This window comes from Halomonas maura, from assembly GCF_030409305.1.
Lineage (GTDB): Bacteria > Pseudomonadota > Gammaproteobacteria > Pseudomonadales > Halomonadaceae > Halomonas > Halomonas maura.
Genome location: NZ_JAUFPQ010000017.1, coordinates 435,214 through 450,200, shown reverse-complemented (window position 1 = coordinate 450,200; position 14,987 = coordinate 435,214). Strand labels below are relative to the sequence as shown.

The 14,987-nt window shown below is 69.6% G+C and carries 15 protein-coding genes; 10 read left to right on the top strand and 5 right to left on the bottom strand.

The window, feature by feature from the left end:
• Positions 1 to 60: 60 nt before the first annotated feature.
• Positions 61 to 594 (bottom strand): transcription elongation factor GreB, encoded by a 534-nt coding sequence (greB, locus tag QWY76_RS12055; RefSeq protein ID WP_290311462.1) that lies wholly within the window; start codon positions 592 to 594, stop codon positions 61 to 63.
• A 146-nt stretch (positions 595 to 740) separates the two neighbouring features.
• Here greB and QWY76_RS12050 point away from each other — a divergent pair, with 146 nt between their 5' ends.
• From QWY76_RS12050 to QWY76_RS12020, 7 genes are all read left to right on the top strand, one after another.
• Positions 741 to 1,382, top strand: a complete 642-nt coding sequence (locus QWY76_RS12050; RefSeq protein ID WP_290311461.1) for a tetratricopeptide repeat protein — start codon at positions 741 to 743, stop codon at positions 1,380 to 1,382.
• Positions 1,383 to 1,523: 141 nt separating this feature from the next.
• On the top strand, positions 1,524 to 2,171 hold the full coding sequence (locus QWY76_RS12045) for an NUDIX domain-containing protein (protein ID WP_290311460.1): 648 nt from the start codon (positions 1,524 to 1,526) through the stop codon (positions 2,169 to 2,171).
• 1 nt (position 2,172) lies between these two features.
• Positions 2,173 to 2,619 carry a DUF1249 domain-containing protein gene (locus tag QWY76_RS12040; protein ID WP_290311459.1) on the top strand — a complete coding sequence of 149 codons (447 nt, stop codon included), beginning with the start codon at positions 2,173 to 2,175 and terminating at the stop codon, positions 2,617 to 2,619.
• A 16-nt stretch (positions 2,620 to 2,635) separates the two neighbouring features.
• Positions 2,636 to 3,361 (top strand): metallophosphoesterase family protein, encoded by a 726-nt coding sequence (locus QWY76_RS12035; RefSeq protein ID WP_290311458.1) that lies wholly within the window; start codon positions 2,636 to 2,638, stop codon positions 3,359 to 3,361.
• A 114-nt stretch (positions 3,362 to 3,475) separates the two neighbouring features.
• Positions 3,476 to 4,447 (top strand): sulfate adenylyltransferase subunit CysD, encoded by a 972-nt coding sequence (gene cysD / locus QWY76_RS12030; RefSeq protein WP_290311457.1) that lies wholly within the window; start codon positions 3,476 to 3,478, stop codon positions 4,445 to 4,447.
• Positions 4,448 to 5,872: a sulfate adenylyltransferase subunit CysN gene (cysN, locus tag QWY76_RS12025; protein WP_290311456.1), complete on the top strand. Its 1,425-nt coding sequence runs from the start codon at positions 4,448 to 4,450 to the stop codon at positions 5,870 to 5,872.
• A gap of 248 nt (positions 5,873 to 6,120) precedes the next feature.
• Complete coding sequence (locus tag QWY76_RS12020) at positions 6,121 to 6,795, top strand: zinc metallopeptidase (protein ID WP_290311455.1); 675 nt, start codon at positions 6,121 to 6,123, stop codon at positions 6,793 to 6,795.
• Positions 6,796 to 6,926: 131 nt separating this feature from the next.
• Here the strand turns inward: QWY76_RS12020 and QWY76_RS12015 are convergent, their stop codons facing one another.
• The 4 genes from QWY76_RS12015 to cmoA all read right to left on the bottom strand — a co-directional run bounded on the left by QWY76_RS12015 (position 6,927) and on the right by cmoA (position 10,559).
• Positions 6,927 to 7,178 (bottom strand): GlsB/YeaQ/YmgE family stress response membrane protein, encoded by a 252-nt coding sequence (locus tag QWY76_RS12015; RefSeq protein ID WP_290311454.1) that lies wholly within the window; start codon positions 7,176 to 7,178, stop codon positions 6,927 to 6,929.
• A gap of 142 nt (positions 7,179 to 7,320) precedes the next feature.
• Positions 7,321 to 8,310 (bottom strand): tRNA 5-methoxyuridine(34)/uridine 5-oxyacetic acid(34) synthase CmoB, encoded by a 990-nt coding sequence (gene cmoB / locus QWY76_RS12010; RefSeq protein ID WP_290311453.1) that lies wholly within the window; start codon positions 8,308 to 8,310, stop codon positions 7,321 to 7,323.
• A gap of 7 nt (positions 8,311 to 8,317) precedes the next feature.
• Entirely contained in the window at positions 8,318 to 9,724 is a 1,407-nt protein-coding gene (locus tag QWY76_RS12005) for a phospholipase D-like domain-containing protein (RefSeq protein ID WP_290311452.1), read from the bottom strand.
• A gap of 94 nt (positions 9,725 to 9,818) precedes the next feature.
• Positions 9,819 to 10,559 (bottom strand): carboxy-S-adenosyl-L-methionine synthase CmoA, encoded by a 741-nt coding sequence (gene cmoA / locus QWY76_RS12000; protein WP_290311451.1) that lies wholly within the window; start codon positions 10,557 to 10,559, stop codon positions 9,819 to 9,821.
• Positions 10,560 to 10,642: 83 nt separating this feature from the next.
• On the opposite strand from cmoA, the gene pgi reads away from it, so the two are divergent.
• Genes pgi through parE form a run of 3 tightly spaced genes read left to right on the top strand, consistent with a single transcriptional unit; the run spans position 10,643 to position 14,937 of the window.
• A complete protein-coding gene (pgi, locus tag QWY76_RS11995) occupies positions 10,643 to 12,328 on the top strand; it encodes a glucose-6-phosphate isomerase (RefSeq protein WP_290311450.1) in 1,686 nt (561 codons plus the stop codon).
• A 55-nt stretch (positions 12,329 to 12,383) separates the two neighbouring features.
• Positions 12,384 to 13,010, top strand: a complete 627-nt coding sequence (locus QWY76_RS11990) for a YqiA/YcfP family alpha/beta fold hydrolase (RefSeq protein WP_290311449.1) — start codon at positions 12,384 to 12,386, stop codon at positions 13,008 to 13,010.
• Between the two features lie 46 nt (positions 13,011 to 13,056).
• The gene (gene parE / locus QWY76_RS11985; RefSeq protein ID WP_290311448.1) at positions 13,057 to 14,937 is read left to right on the top strand and encodes a DNA topoisomerase IV subunit B; all 1,881 of its coding nucleotides are present in this window, start codon (positions 13,057 to 13,059) and stop codon (positions 14,935 to 14,937) included.
• Positions 14,938 to 14,987 lie beyond the last annotated feature (50 nt).

The window sequence follows — 14,987 nt, the reverse complement described above, 5'->3', positions numbered from 1 at the left end:
TTATCGGCCTCCGGTCAGCCGGCTAGGGATTTCGATGAACAACCTGGTGGATTTACACACCTAGGGCTGGCGGTAGTCGATCGCGGTGATCAGGTAGCTGGTCTCGCCGCCCGGGGCGGCCACCGTGGCCTCGTCGTCGAGACCCTTGCCCAGCAGCGCCTTGGCCAGGGGGGCATCGACGCTGATCCAGTGCCGGGGGGTGTCGGTCTCGTCGTGGCCGACGATGCGCAGGTGCAACTCCTCGCCGTCTTCGTCCTCGAGGGTGACGAAGGCGCCGAAGAACACCCGCTCGGTGTCGGCGGGCAGCCGGTCCACCACCTGGAGCTCGTCCAGGCGCTTGGTCAGGTAGCGGATCCGGGCGATCACCCGGTTCAGTTCCTTCTTGTTGTAGGTATAGTCGGCATTCTCGCTGCGATCGCCCAGGGCGGCCGCCTCGCCGACCTTGGCCGAGAGGGCGGGGCGCTTGACCCGCGAGAGGTGATCGAGGATGCCCCGCAGGCGCTCGGCGCCCTCGGCGGTGATCAGGTTGCTTTTGGGCTCCTGGCGCGGGTCCTTGGCGGGATCGCGCCAACGCGTCATGTTGCGGCCTTTCATCCACGCCTCCCATGGTCGAAGAGTCGCAACATACGCCATCCCGGCGCGACTCGGCAAACCCGCGACCGGGTGGCGGATAATTCAAACGTTCGTTACATTTCAGCGAGGCGATCCCGCCCCTGACCACAACCGATGAGGAAACCGCCATGCCGAGACGCCACCTGCTGGCCGCCGCCCTCTGCCTGGGCCTGATCTCCGCCCCCGTCGCCCAGGCGCTGGCCTGGGAAGACGACCTGTTTGCGCTGAGGCAGCGCTGGGAGCATGCCACCACCGCGATGGCGGAGAGTCGGCGCGAGGATGCCCTGTCGGCCCTGGCCGAGGAGGCCGGTGTCCTCGCCGAGGCCCATCCCCAGGCCAGCGAGGTGCTGGTCTGGCGCGGCATCATCCTGGCCTCGCTGGCCAGGGAGGCCGGAGGCCTGTCCGCCCTGGGCGCTGCCAAGGAGGCGCGACGGGTGCTCGAGCGCGCCGTGGCGCTGGACCCCGAGGGCCATCGTGGCTCGGCCTACGTGACCCTGGGGGCCCTCTATGACCGAGTTCCGGGGTGGCCGGTGGCCTTCGGCGACGAGGCGACCGCCGAGGCGATGTTCCGCAAGGCCCTGGCGATCCGTCCCGAGGGCATCGACGTCAATACCTACTATGCGGCGTACCTGGAAGCGGCGGGGCGCGAGACGGAGGCCCTGACCCATGCGCGCCGTGCCGTGGCGGGCCAGGCCCGGGTAGGGCGCGAGGCCTCCGACGAGGCGCTGCGTGACCGGGCCAGGGCCATGGTCGCCCGCCTTCAGGAGTAGTCTGCCCCGGGAGGCGCCCCTTGCTGACGGCGGGAGGCCGCGGCACCAGGCGCCGAGGTCCACTTCGGCCGGGGGGCGGAGACGCTTGGCAGCCTCTCCCGCGGTCATGATAATAGGGCATTCGCGAACACGGAGGCCCGCATGTCGGAGACCGATCACGCCACCCCGCCCGATGACCTGACGGCCGCGCCCTTCGACGCCGAGGACGTGGAACTGCGCGAGCGACGCTGCCTCCACCAGGGGTTCTTTCGCCTGGAGGAGCTGCACCTGCGTCACCGCCTCTTCGAGGGCGGCTGGAGCGGGGCGGTGGTTCGCGAGGTGCATCAGCGCCACGACGCCGTGGGCGTCTTGCTCTACGATGTCGAGAGGGATGCGGTGGCGCTGGTGGAGCAGTTCCGCGCCGGCGCCCTGGACGACCCCGACTCGCCCTGGAAGCTCGAGATCGTCGCCGGGCTGGTGGAGCGCGGCGAGAGCCTGGCCGAGGTGGCGCGTCGCGAGGCCGAGGAGGAAGCCGGCTGCCGGGTGGGGGAACTGATCGAGCTGCACACCTACTACCCCAGTCCCGGGGCGTGCAACGAGCGGGTCACCCTGTTCTGTGGCCTGATCGACAGCCGAGGGCTGGGCGGTATCCACGGCCTCGACGAGGAGCACGAGGACATCCGCGTCCACGTGCTCTCGTTCCACCGGGCCTGGGAACTCCTGCTGGCCGGGCGACTCGACAATGCCATGTGCCTGATCGCCTTTCACTGGTTGGCGGCGCAGCGGGCCTCACTGAGAGCAAGGAGGTAGCGTGTCGAGAACTGCCTACGTCACCGACCTGAGGACCCTTCAGGGGGAGTGCACCGCCAACTATGTGCGGTTGACCCGCCTGCTGGGGGATCTCGAGGCCGGCGAGAGTCGCGAGGTGGAGCTGGTCAACCAGGGGCGCCGCCTCGGTGCCCTGTGCCTCAAGGTCCAGGAGCGGGCCCCCTATACCAGCATCATCCGTGTCTCCCAGCGTGGCGTTCTCGATGCCGTGATCGACACGCCCCGCATGCGGGTCCACCTCTATCACGACGTGCGCATGGCCGAGGTCACCGACTTCCAGCGTCAGCGCCACTTCGATGGCCGCTATCGCTATCCCAATGCCCGCATGCACCAGCCCGACGAGAAGCTCCAGTTGAACCGGTTCCTCGGCGAGTGGCTCGACCACGGCCTGGCCCACGGTCACTCCCTGGACCTGCCGGAATTGCCCTGAGGACTCCGCTGCCCCGATGCGTCTCATCCAGGTCACCGATTGTCATCTGCATGCCGACCCCCTGGCGCGCTCGCGCATCGGCATCCCCCATAGCCAACTCGAACGGGTGGTGGCGGCGGCCGCGCGCCTGCGCCCCGATGCCGTGCTGGTCACCGGCGATGTCAGCGAGGATCGCACGGCGGCCTCCTATGCGCTGGCCGAGCGGGTGCTGGCCCGCCTCGGCTGTCCCTGGTTCTGGCTGCCCGGCAACCACGACGAGCCGGGGCGGATGGCCGAGTGCCGTCCCTTCCACGCCAGCCTCGACCTCGACGGCTGGCGCGTCCTGTTGCTGGATACCCAGGTGGTCGGCCAGGCAGCCGGCGAGCTCGGCAAGGCACGCCTGACGGCCATCGCCGAGCGCCTCGCCGACGACGACCGGCCGACCCTGGTGGCCATGCACCATCCGCCCCTGGCGGTGGGCTCCGCCTGGATGGACGCGCTGGGCCTGGTCGACGCCGCGGCCTTCTGGGACTGTCTGAGCGGCCATGACAACGTCGCGGCGGTCCTCTGCGGCCATATCCACCAGGCCTTCGTCGGGCAGGGGCCGAGCGGGATCCCGGTCTACGGCTGCCCCGCCACCAGCGACCAGTTCCTGCCCGGCAGCGAGTCCTTCGCCGTCGACGAGGCGTCTCTCCCCGGCTTTCGCGTGGTCGACCTGCACGACGGCGAACTCACCACCTGGGTGGAGCGGGTCGAGCCCTAATATCTCTGTATTGCATAAAAAGATAGTTATTAATTCTTTTACGTTATTATCGCCATGACGATACCCTCTGCCGCATGATCCCAATCCGCCCATGTCATGCGAGGTAGCCGGGCCATGAACAGTCTTCATGCACCGACGCGCGAGAGCGCCGTCCAGGCCGAGGGGAGCGCCCCGGGCCTGACGCCGCGGCGGCTGACCCATCTGCAGCAGCTGGAAGCCGAGTCCATCCACATCATCCGCGAGGTGGCGGCCGAGTTCTCCAACCCGGTGATGCTCTATTCCATCGGCAAGGACTCCTCGGTCATGCTGCACCTGGCGCGCAAGGCCTTCTATCCGGGGCCGCCGCCGTTCCCGCTGATGCACGTCAACACCACCTGGAAGTTCCGCGAGATGATCGAGTTCCGCGACCGCATGGCCGCGGAATCCGGCATGGAGCTGATCGAGCACATCAACCAGGAGGGCGTCGAGGCGGGCATCAATCCCTTCGACCACGGCTCGAGCGGCTACACCGACGTGATGAAGACCCAGGCCCTCAAGCAGGCCCTGGACCAGTACGGCTTCGATGCCGCCTTCGGCGGGGCGCGCCGCGACGAGGAGGCCAGCCGCGCCAAGGAGCGGGTGTTCTCCTTCCGCGACAAGCATCACCGCTGGGACCCCAAGAGCCAGCGGCCGGAGCTGTGGAACCTCTACAACGCCCGGGTCAACAAGGGCGAGTCGATCCGCGCCTTCCCGCTCTCCAACTGGACCGAGCTGGACATCTGGCAGTACATCTACCTCGAGTCGATTCCCATCGTGCCGCTGTATTTCTCCGCGCCGCGTCCGGTGGTGGAGCGCGACGGCATGCAGATCATGGTCGACGACGACCGCCTGCCGCTGGAAGAGGGCGAGGTGCCGGAGGAGAAGTGGGTGCGCTTCCGCACGCTCGGCTGCTACCCGCTCACCGGGGCGGTGGAGTCCAGGGCCACCACCCTGCCCGAGATCATCCAGGAAATGCTGCTGACCCGCACCAGCGAGCGCAGTGGCCGCGCCATCGACCACGACCAGGCCGGCTCCATGGAGAAGAAGAAGCGCGAGGGGTACTTCTAAATGTCACACCAATCGACACTGATCGCCGACAACATCGAGCAGTACCTGCACGAGCACGAGAACAAGGACCTGCTGCGCTTCATCACCTGCGGCAGCGTCGACGACGGCAAGTCGACCCTGATCGGCCGGCTGCTCCACGACTCCAAGATGATCTTCGACGACCAGTTGGCGGCGATCACCCAGGCGTCGAAGAAGAGTGGCACCACCGGCGAGGAGGTGGACCTGGCGCTGCTGGTGGACGGCCTGCAGTCCGAGCGGGAGCAGGGCATCACCATCGACGTGGCCTATCGCTTCTTCTCCACCGACAAGCGCAAGTTCATCATCGCCGACACCCCGGGGCACGAGCAGTACACCCGCAACATGGCCACCGGGGCGTCCACCGCCGGGCTGGCGGTGATCCTGATCGACGCCCGCTACGGCGTGCAGACCCAGACCCGCCGCCACAGCTTCATCGCCGACCTGCTGGGCATCCGCCACCTGGTCATCGCGGTCAACAAGATGGATCTGGTGGACTACGGCGAGGCGCGCTTCGAGGAGATCGTCGCCGAGTACCGGGACTTCGCCGCTCAGCTCGGGGCCGACGACATCCGCTTCGTGCCGCTTTCGGCGCTGAAGGGCGACAACGTGGTCAACAAGAGCGAGGCCATGGCCTGGTATGAGGGGCCGGCGCTGCTCGAGCTGCTCGAGACCGTCGAGGTCCGCCACGACCAGAACCTCCACGACCTGCGCCTGCCGGTGCAGTACGTCAACCGGCCGAACCTGGACTTCCGCGGCTATGCCGGGACCCTGGAGGCGGGCATCCTGCGCCCCGGCCAGGACATCAAGGTGCTGCCGTCGGGCAAGACCTCCCGGGTCGAGCGCATCGTCACCTTCGACGGCGACCTCGACGCCGCCTGGCCGGGCCAGGCGATCACCGTCACCCTGGAGGACGAGATCGATATCTCCCGGGGCGACTGGATCGTCGCCGCCGACGCCGAGGTGGCGATGTCCAGCGCCTTCGACGCCGACATCGTGTGGATGAACGAGCAGGCCCTCGAGCCGGGTCGCCAGGTCGACATCCGCCTCGCCGGGCGGGCGGTGGCCGGCCAGGTGGCGACCATCCACCACCAGGTGGACGTCAACACCCTGGAGCGTCACCCGACCGAGCGCCTCGAGCTCAACGCCATCGCCCGCTGTCGGGTGGCGCTGACCGGTGAGGTGCCGCTGGACGACTACGACCGCAGCCCGGGGACCGGCAGCTTCATCATCATCGACCGGCTGTCCAACATCACCGTGGGCGCCGGCATGATCCGCGGCGTCGCCGAGGTCGAGGGCGTCCCGCAGGGCGAGGTCGACTGGGCCGGCTTCGAACTCGAGCTCAACGCCCTGGTGCGCAAGTACTTCCCGCACTGGGAGGCCAAGGACGTTCGCGAGCTGCTGAAGTAGCGATCGGCCCTGGCCGCAGGCGCGGGCCCGGCGACCCCCCGGTCGCCGGGCCCGCTGCGTTTCGAGGACGGGGCGCGTGGCGGGGAAACCGCTGCTGCCCGCCGCCTGTCGGAGGTGACCGATCGACGCGAGACCTGCGGATGTCGAGCGGCGTATCGCGATCCGGTGAGGCGAATGGCGCGCCTTGATGAAGCGGATGCTGCCCGGCGGGGTCCAAGGGCGTATCGTCGCTGGCGGAGTCGACGCCGATGATCCTGCTGGCCATCGTCCTGTTGCTGGCCCTCTTCCTGCTGCCGAACCTCTGGGCCCGATGGGTGCTCAGGCGTCACGGCGCGCCACGCGCCGACTACCCCGGCACCGGGGGCGAGCTGGCCGAGCACCTGCTCAGACGGCTCGGTATCGCCGGGGTCACGGTAGAGATGACCGAGGCAGGGGATCACTACGACCCCCGGGCCCGGCGGGTGAGGCTCGCACGGGAGCACTATGCGGGGCGCTCGCTCACCGCGGTGACGGTGGCGGCCCATGAGGTGGGGCATGCCATCCAGCACCAGCAGGGCTATGCGCCGCTGGCGGCGCGTACCCGACTGGTCCAGGTGGCCCGGCGAGCCGAGCAGCTCGGCGCCCTGCTGATGATGGCGGCGCCGGTGCTGCTGGTGGTCACCCGGTTGCCCGGCGGCACGCTGCTGGTGGTGCTGGCGGCGCTGATCAGCTTCGGCACCGCGGCCCTGGTGCACCTGATCACCCTGCCGGTGGAGTGGGACGCCAGTTTCCAGCGGGCCCTGCCGCTGCTCGAGGAGTACCTCCCGGCCGACGACCTGCCCGGTGCCCGCCATGTGCTCACCGCCTGCGTCTTCACCTATGTGGCCGCCTCCCTGGCCAGTCTGCTCAACCTGGGGCGGTGGCTGGCGATCCTGCGGCGCTGAGCTTCCCCCGGTGGGCGGTGCCATGGTCCGTGCCGCGCCGGCGGGGCAGGAGAGGACCGCCAACACGAAGCAGCCGCTCCGGGAGCGGCTGCGTGCGTTCTGTCCTGGTCGAGGCGCCCGGCAAGCGGGCCTCAGGCCTTCTTGAGCAGCCTGTAGCCCCCCAGCAGGATGAGGGCCCCCACGATGGCCGTGATGAAGCTGCCCAGGCTGAAATCGCCCATGGATCCCATGCCGACCATGGAGCCCAGCCAGCCCCCCACGAAGGCGCCGGCGATGCCGATCAGGATGGTGACGATGATGCCGCCCGGATCCTTGCCCGGCATGAGCCATTTGGCGATGACGCCGGCGATCAGGCCGAAGAGAATCCACGATAAGATGCCCATGCTTGCGCTCCTTGCTTGGCTGTCGGACTCCCCGAGTCTGCCACAGTCCCCGGCCGTGCGGCAGGTGCCATGCCGCAAGAAGGGCGAACGACGTGTCGGGAGCACGGCGTGGACGGGGGCGATGCTCGGCGGTGGGTAACCCTCAACGCGGCCGATTGGCGATCAGCACCGCCCGGCGCGGGGCGGGGTAGCCCTCGCGGGTCCGCGTCGGGTCGTCGGGATCGAGGAAGTCGGCCAGCGACTGGAAGGTCATCCAGTCGGTGGCGCGCTGCTCGTCCAGGCAGGTGTCGGCCTCGTCCACCACGCGCACGTTCTCGAAGCCTGCGCGCGCGAGCCAGCCGCACAGGGCGGCGGAGGAGGGCAGGAAGTAGACGTTGGGCATGGCCGCATAGCGCTCACCGGGCAGCAGCACCGTGGTGGCGTCGCCCTCCACCACCAGGGTCTCCAGCACCAGCTCGCCCCCGGGGCGCAGGGCGGCCCTGAGCTGGCTCAGGTGCTCCAGCGGCGAGGGTCGGTGGTAGAGCACGCCCATGGAGAACACGCTGTCGAAGAACGCCAGGTCCTCGGGCACGTCCTCGATGCCCACCGGCAGGAGCTGCACCGCACCGCCGTCGGCGTCGCCGACGAAGTGGCGCACCGCCTGGAACTGCCAGTAGAAGCGCGGCGAGGGGTCGATCACCAGCACGAAACTCGCCCCGGCGCCGGCCATGCGCCAGGCGTGGTAGCCGTTGCCGCCACCCACGTCGAGCACCCGCCGGCCGGCGAGCGGCGCCAGGTGCGGCGCCACCCGCTGCCACTTCCAGTCGGAGCGCCACTCGGTGTCGATCGTCACGCCGCCCAGGTGATAGGGGCCCTTGCGCCAGGGCGCCAGGGCGCGCAGCAGGTTCTCGCTCTGCCGGCGTCGCGAGGCGTCGAGCTCGACCTCCACCGTGACGGTGTCGGCGTCCAGGTGCACCCGACGTGTCTCGGGCAGCGTCGGCAGCTTGGCCACGGCCTTCTCCCAGGCCGGCAGGTCGCCGTAGCGCTTGCGGTCCAGGCCCCGGGCCAGCTGCTCGGGAAGCCGGGCCAGCCAGGTGTCCAGGCCCTGGTCGACGAAGGCGTGGTAGAGGTCTCGGTGGGGTGTGGTGCTCATGGCTTTCCTAGAAGGTGGACCAGCCGCTGGCCTCCATCAGACGGTAGCGCCAGTAGCGCCAGAGGGTGGCGTCGTCGTGCTCGGGGAAGGGGCGGCTGTGGAGTTCGCCGTGCCGATTATGCCAGTAGCGGGCGAAGCTTTCCCGCGCCAGGCGAATCACCGGATGGTCGTCGTGGGCCTCCAGTTGGATACTGGCCTCGAAATTGTGATCGTCGAGGCTGCGACGGCTGAGATTGGCCGAGCCGATCAGCAGGGTGGCTGGGCCCCCGCCACCGTGGCGCAGCAGCCACTTGCCGTGGGCATGGGCCCGGGCATTGCCGTTCCAGCGGATGGCCAGCCCCGCACGGGCCAGCTCCCGGGCCGTCTGGCGGTTGGGGATGCCGGGGCTGGCGTGGCCGAAGTGGCTCTCGTTGGGGTCGAGCAGCAGGCGTAGCGTCACGCCGCGACGATGGGCAGCGAGCAGGGCGTGGATCACTTGGCGGTGAGCCAGGTAGTAGGCGCATAGCTCGAGCGTCTCGCCGGGCCGTGCCTTGCGGACGATCGTCAGCAGGGCGTCGCGGATGGCCCCTTCGGTGAGCAGTCGCAGGCGGGGCAGGGCGGGCGCAGGGTCGGCGGGAGGCGGCGCCGGGCAGCGTGGCATGCCGATGAGCCCGGAGCGGTGCGCCAGGGCCAGCTCGCTGTGCAGCAGGTCCAGGGCCGCGGGCCCGGACAGGCGCAGGGCGGCATTGCGGTAGTCGCAACTGTCGCTGTCGGCGTTGGCCGAGCTTACCACCGCCCGCCAGCCGTCGCCGTGGTCGACCACCAGGGTCTTGCGATGGTTGGCGTGGAGGTTGAGCAGCGCCAGGTAGCTGCGCAGGGTGACGCGTCCGGTCCCCAGGGGATTGGGGAGCCAGCCCCCCCGCGGCGAGTTGCCGAGCGGGCGGAACAGGCCGCGCCACAGGGCCGTCCAGCCGGGGTTGGGAGCGTGCCCCGGGGTCAGGTCGCAGATGACCGTCCGGATCCCGGCCTGGCGCAGCGCCTCGAGCTGGGGGGCGGGGCATCCGCCATAGCAGTGATTGATGGGGTCGACCAGGACCACCGTCTCGAGCCCCGGCAACTGGGTCTTGCGGCGGATCAGGGCCTGGCAGAGCGAGCGTCCCACGGGACCGTCGTCGAGCATGAAGAGGTCGACCACCACCAGACGGCGGGCCTGGTCGATCAACCGTTGCCACTCGGCGAAGATCGTCTGGTGGCGCTGCAGCTGCCCCCGGGCATCGAGGAAGGCCTCGTCCAGCAGCAGGGCGAGTGCCTCGGCGCGGCGCCAGGAGCCGAGCACGTGCAGGCCCCGGGGCAGCGGCTTGCGACTGTGCCACCAGGCGGTGGCCAGCCAGGCGGTGACGGTGGCCAGCAGCAGGCCGCCGAGCCATACGCTCATGCACCCTCCCGGGAGTCTGTCGGATTCGGCCGATCGTCACGCAAGACACGGGTCGGCGTTGGCTCCGACAGGCTCCTCGCCTAGCCGGTGCGGGTCACTCCTTGAAGGCGATCAGCGAGGCGAAGTTGAGGTACTGGAACCAGGTCAGCGAGCGGCTGAAGCCGGCGCGCGCCAGGCGTGCGTGGTGGCCGCCCAGGGTGTCGGGCACCAGCACGTTCTCCAGCGCCGTGCGCTTCTGGCTGATCTCCAGCTCGCTGTAGCCGTTGGCCCGCTTGAAGTCATGGTAGCGCTCCACCAGCCAGGCGTTGTCCTGCTCGTCCTCGGCGACGACCTTCTCCGAGAGCACCAGCACGCCGCCGGGCTCGAGCGCCTCATGGAGGCGGGTGATCACGGCGTCGCGATCCCCCGGGGCCAGGAACTGCAGGGTGAAGTTGAGCAGGATCATCCCCGATGGCGCGTAGTCGAGGGTGCGGATATCGCCCTCGACCACCGACATGGCGTGCTCGGGACACTCGGCACCCAGCGTCTCCCCGGCCCGCTCGACCATGGCCGGCGAGAGGTCGACCCCGGTATAGCGGAAGGCCTCCGGCGGCAGCTGGCCGGCCAGCGCCAGCCCGGCGGCCCCCAGCGAGCAGCCCAGGTCGTAGACATGGCCGCCGTGGCGCAGGTGCCGGCGGGCCAGTGGGCCGAGCATGGCCAGGATCTGGCCGTAGCCGGGCACCGAGCGGCGAATCATGTCGGGGAAGCAGGCCACCACCCGCTCGTCGAACGAAAAGCGCGCCACCCGGTCCAGGGGTGTGGAAAAGATGGCGTCACGGTAAGATGCGTCACACATAGGCAGGGAATCATGGGCTGGAAGCCCGTCATTCTACGCTCCCCTGTTGTCGGCTGCACGACAGGATGTCCAGGAGGAATTCCATGAGCCATACCCCCATCGACCAGCAGCGGGCCTGGTGTGCCCTGGCCGAACATGCCGCTGGAATGAGACGCCGTCACCTGCGCGATCTCTTCGTCGAGCAGCCGGGCCGCTTCGAGACCTTCAGCCGCAGCGCGGCCGGCCTGACCCTCGATCTCTCCAAGCAGCGCTGGACCGGCCAGACCCTCGACCTGCTGCTCGACCTGGCCCAGGACGCCGGGGTCCCCGAGGCGATCCGCGGCCTGCTGGCCGGCGAACGCGTCAACCGCAGCGAGGATCGCCCGGCCCTGCACACCGCCCTGCGCCTGCCCACCGACGCCCGCCTCGAGGTCGACGGCGAAGACCTGGTGCCCTCGGTGCATGCCACCCTGGCGCGCATGGCGGAGATGGTCGAGCGCTTCCACGCCGGCCAGTGGCGGGGCGCCACCGGCAAGCCGATCCACGACGTGGTCAACCTCGGCGTCGGCGGCTCCGACCTGGGGCCGCTGATGGTCACCCACGCTCTGGCCGACTACCGGCCCGAGGGCATCCATCGCATCGACGTGCACTTCGCCTCGACCATGGACGGCTCGCAGCTGGCCGACTACCTGACCCGGCTCAATCCCGAGACCACGCTGTTCGTGCTGTCGTCCAAGTCCTTCACCACCATCGACACCCTGTCCAATGCGCGTACCGCGCGGGACTGGCTCAAGTCGCGGCTGCTGGGTGCCGCCGGCGAGGAGGGCGTCGACGAGGCGCTGGTGATGCGTCAGCACTTCATCGGTGTCTCGGCCAGTCCCGAGAAGATGGCCGAGTGGGGCATCGCCGACGACCACCAGCTGGAGTTCTGGGAGTGGGTCGGCGGCCGCTACTCGCTGTGGGGCGCCATCGGCCTGCCCATCGCCCTGGTGGTGGGCATGCAGCACTTCCGCGGCCTGCTGGCCGGCGCCCATGCCATGGATCGCCACTTCAGCGAGGCGGCGCTCGCCGACAACCTGCCCGTGCTGCTGGCGCTCGCCGGCATCTGGAACGTCAACTTCCTGGATATCCGGGCCCACTCGATCCTGCCCTATGACGGCCGCCTCGAGTACTTCGCCGCCTACCTCGAGCAGCTGGAAATGGAGTCCAACGGCAAGTCGGTGACCCACGATGGCGATCAGGTCGACTATTCCACCTGTCCGGTGCTGTGGGGACAGCTCGGCCCCAACGCCCAGCATGCCTTCTACCAGCTGCTCCACCAGGGCACCCAGGCCGTGGAGTGCGACTTCATCGCCCCCCGGGTGCGCTACGACGACGTGCCCGACCCGGCCACCCGCGATCACCTGATGGGGCAGCACCGCCTGACCCTGGCCAACTGCTTCGCCCAGTCGCGGGTGCTGATGCTCGGCGACGATGCCATCGAGGAGGACGGGCCGCGGCCGGAGTACAAGCACTACCGGGGCAATCAGCCGTCCAGCACCCTGCTGCTCGACCGCCTGACCCCCGAGACCCTGGGCGCGTTGATCGCTCTCTACGAGCACAAGGTGTTCGTCCAGGCGACCATCTGGGACATCAACCCCTTCGACCAGTGGGGGGTGGAGCTGGGCAAGAAGATCGCCGGCGAGACCCAGCACACCCTGGAGCACCGCACCGGCCTCGAGGGCATGGACGACTCCACCCGCGGCCTGATCGAGGCGGTCTGGTCGGCCGAGGCGGAGCATGGCCGATGAGGCCAGCGCGATCGGGGCGACCCGGTTGGCTGGCCATATATACAGGGGTTAGGGTATGCTGAGTCCCGCCTGCCCGCGCCTGCCGACCACCGGGGTCCTCTACCTGCACGGCTTCAACAGCGGCAGCGCCTCCCCCAAGGCGGCGTTGATGCGGGAGGCCTGCGCGGACCTCGGGCTGCCCTTTGCCACCCCGGACCTGCCGCACCGCCCCGACCAGGCGCTGGATGCGGCAACGGCCCGCCTGGCCGAGTTGGGCGAGTACCCGCTGGTGGTGGGCAGCTCGATGGGCGGCTTCCTGGCGACGGTGCTTGCCGAGCGCCACGACCTGCCCGGCGCACTGGTCAACCCGGCGGTGGCCCCAGGGCGCCTGGTGGCGGACTGGGTCGGCGAGGCCTTCGTCAATCCCTACAGTGGCGAGCGCTTCCTGGTCGAGGAGGCCCACCGGCAGGCGCTGGCGGCGATGACGCCGGAGCGCATCTCGCCGGGGCGTTATCTGCTGCTGCTGGGCACCGCGGACGAGACCCTCGAGGCCGGCGAGGCCTTCGCGTTCTACCAGGGGGCCAGGACCGTGCTGCACCCGGGCGGCGATCACGGCTTTGCCGCCCTGGCCGACTACCTGCCGGCGATCCTGGCCCAGGGCGGCCATGTCCTGGCCCCCGGCCGGGTGGCGGCGCGGGACTGAACGCCGGGGCAGGCAACGGAATCATGCATAGCAACCGGATGACGTCATGACACAATACAGTGCCAGCTCCATCGAGGTGCTCGCCGGGCTCGAGCCGGTGCGCAAGCGCCCCGGCATGTACACCGATACCTCGCGACCCAACCACCTGGTCCAGGAGGTCATCGACAACAGCGTGGACGAGGCGCTGGCCGGCCATGCCCAGGCCATCGGCGTGCGACTCTTCGAGGACGGCGGCGTCGAGGTCAGCGACGACGGTCGTGGCATGCCCATCGACACCCACCCGGAACACGGCGTCTCCGGGGTCGAGCTGATCATGACCAAGCTGCATGCCGGCGGGAAGTTCTCGACCTCGAGCTACCGCTTCTCCGGCGGCCTGCACGGGGTCGGCGTCTCGGTGGTCAACGCCCTGTCCCGGCGCCTCGAGATCGAGGTGCTCAAGGGCGGAGAGCGTCACGGCATGGCCTTCGAGCACGGCGAGAAGGCCTCGCCCCTGGAAGTGATCGGCTCGGCCGCCAAGCGCGCCACCGGCACCGTGGTGCGCTTCTGGCCGGAGCCCAGCTACTTCGACTCGCCGAAGCTGTCGCTGTCGCGGCTCAAGCACCTGCTGCGGGCCAAGGCGGTGCTCTGTCCGGGGCTCGAGGTCACCCTCACCGAGCCCGACGGCACCCAGAGCGTCTGGCAGTTCGAGGACGGCCTGCGCGACTACCTGGCCCAGACCACCGACGGCTACGAGGTGCTGCCCGCCGCCCCCTTCGTCGGGCACTTCGCCGACGACGAGCACGGCGTGGACTGGGCCATCCAGTGGCTGCCCGAGGGCGGCGAGCCGTTGCTCGAGAGCTACGTCAACCTGATCCCCACGCCCCAGGGCGGCACCCACGTCAACGGCCTGCGCTCGGGGCTGCTGGAGGCCCTGCGCGAGTTCTGCGAGTACCGGAGCCTGTTGCCGCGGGGCGTCAAGCTCACCGCCGAGGATCTCTGGGAGCGGGTCGCCTACGTGCTCTCGGTGAAGATGCTCGACCCCCAGTTCGCCGGCCAGACCAAGGAGCGGCTGTCGTCGCGGACCGTGGCCGGCTTCGTCTCGGGGGTGGTCAAGGATGCCTTCTCGCTGTGGCTCAACCACCATGTCGACCAGGGCGAGGCCCTGGCGGAGCTGGTGATCAGCGCCGCCCAGCGCCGCCAGAAGAGCGCCAAGAAGGTGGCGCGCAAGAAGGTCACCTCGGGGCCGGCGCTGCCCGGCAAGCTGGCCGACTGCTCGGGCCAGGACCCGGCCGGCAGCGAGCTGTTCCTGGTGGAGGGCGACAGCGCCGGCGGCAGCGCCAAGCAGGCCCGCAACCGCGAGACCCAGGCGATCCTGCCGCTGCGCGGCAAGATCCTCAACACCTGGGAGGTCGAGTCCCACGACATCTACGGCTCCCAGGAGGTCCACGACATCGCCGTGGCCGTGGGCATGGACCCGGGCAGCGACGACCTCTCCAAGCTGCGCTACCACAAGATCTGCATCCTGGCCGATGCCGACTCGGACGGCCTGCATATCGCCACCCTGCTGTGCGCGCTCTTCGTGCGTCACTTCCCGGCCCTGGTGGATGCCGGCCATGTCTTCGTGGCGATGCCGCCGCTGTACCGCATCGACCTGGGCAAGGAGGTCTTCTACGCCCTCGACGAGAGCGAGAAGGCCGCCATCCTGCGCCAGCTCGAGGGTCGCCGCGGCACCCCCAACGTCCAGCGCTTCAAGGGCCTCGGCGAGATGAGCCCGCTGCAGCTGCGCGAGACCACCATGGCCGCCGAGACCCGGCGGCTGGTGCAGCTGACCCGGGAGGCCGGCGACGGCACCCTGGAGATGATGGACATGCTGCTGGCCAAGAAACGGGCCGCCGACCGCAAGAGCTGGCTGGAGGACTATGGCAATCTCGCCGAGATCGAGGTCTGAAGAGGGAACCTGCCTGCGCTCGGCCATACGGCGTTGAACGGTTCGCGCCA

Bases quoted from the DNA above. Each gene is read 5' to 3' on its own strand.
- greB (WP_290311462.1), bottom strand. From the start codon at position 594: ATGAAAGGCCGCAACATGACGCGTTGGCGCGATCCCGCCAAGGACCCG.
- QWY76_RS12050 (WP_290311461.1), top strand. From the start codon at position 741: ATGCCGAGACGCCACCTGCTGGCCGCCGCCCTCTGCCTGGGCCTGATC.
- QWY76_RS12045 (WP_290311460.1), top strand. From the start codon at position 1,524: ATGTCGGAGACCGATCACGCCACCCCGCCCGATGACCTGACGGCCGCG.
- QWY76_RS12035 (WP_290311458.1), top strand. From the start codon at position 2,636: ATGCGTCTCATCCAGGTCACCGATTGTCATCTGCATGCCGACCCCCTG.
- cysD (WP_290311457.1), top strand. From the start codon at position 3,476: ATGAACAGTCTTCATGCACCGACGCGCGAGAGCGCCGTCCAGGCCGAG.
- cysN (WP_290311456.1), top strand. From the start codon at position 4,448: ATGTCACACCAATCGACACTGATCGCCGACAACATCGAGCAGTACCTG.
- QWY76_RS12020 (WP_290311455.1), top strand. From the start codon at position 6,121: ATGATCCTGCTGGCCATCGTCCTGTTGCTGGCCCTCTTCCTGCTGCCG.
- QWY76_RS12015 (WP_290311454.1), bottom strand. From the start codon at position 7,178: ATGGGCATCTTATCGTGGATTCTCTTCGGCCTGATCGCCGGCGTCATC.
- cmoB (WP_290311453.1), bottom strand. From the start codon at position 8,310: ATGAGCACCACACCCCACCGAGACCTCTACCACGCCTTCGTCGACCAG.
- QWY76_RS12005 (WP_290311452.1), bottom strand. From the start codon at position 9,724: ATGAGCGTATGGCTCGGCGGCCTGCTGCTGGCCACCGTCACCGCCTGG.
- cmoA (WP_290311451.1), bottom strand. From the start codon at position 10,559: ATGTGTGACGCATCTTACCGTGACGCCATCTTTTCCACACCCCTGGAC.
- pgi (WP_290311450.1), top strand. From the start codon at position 10,643: ATGAGCCATACCCCCATCGACCAGCAGCGGGCCTGGTGTGCCCTGGCC.
- QWY76_RS11990 (WP_290311449.1), top strand. From the start codon at position 12,384: ATGCTGAGTCCCGCCTGCCCGCGCCTGCCGACCACCGGGGTCCTCTAC.
- parE (WP_290311448.1), top strand. From the start codon at position 13,057: ATGACACAATACAGTGCCAGCTCCATCGAGGTGCTCGCCGGGCTCGAG.